The organism is Cupriavidus basilensis OR16, assembly GCF_000243095.1.
Taxonomy (GTDB): domain Bacteria; phylum Pseudomonadota; class Gammaproteobacteria; order Burkholderiales; family Burkholderiaceae; genus Cupriavidus; species Cupriavidus basilensis_D.
Window position 1 is genome coordinate 1 of sequence record NZ_AHJE01000413.1, and the last position, 303, is coordinate 303.

The 303-nt window shown below is 69.3% G+C and carries 1 protein-coding gene; it reads right to left on the reverse strand.

The genetic code is table 11. The features are described from left to right. Positions 1 to 303: peptidase dimerization domain-containing protein (locus tag OR16_RS39395; protein WP_006165165.1), on the reverse strand; the 303-nt coding region annotated here is incomplete at both ends.

Sequence of the window (303 nt, forward strand, 5' to 3'; positions counted from 1 at the left end):
ACGCGTAGACTGCAGCTGGTAGGCCAGCTCGATCAGCGCGTTGCGGCCCAGCTCCGGCGCGGCGCCGGCGTGCGAGGCGCGCCCCTTCACTTCCATTTTGGCGGTGGCGGTGCCGCTGGCGCCCAGCAGCAGGGCCTCGGTCTTGACCACGGCCTTGGCGGTGGTCGGCTCGAACGACAGCACCACGTCGTGCTGGTCGGCCAGCCTGGCGATGGTCTCGCCGGAGCCAATGGAGCCGACTTCTTCATCGGGGTTGAACAGCACCGTCAGCTCGGCATAGTCCTTCCAGCCGGCCGCCTGGAG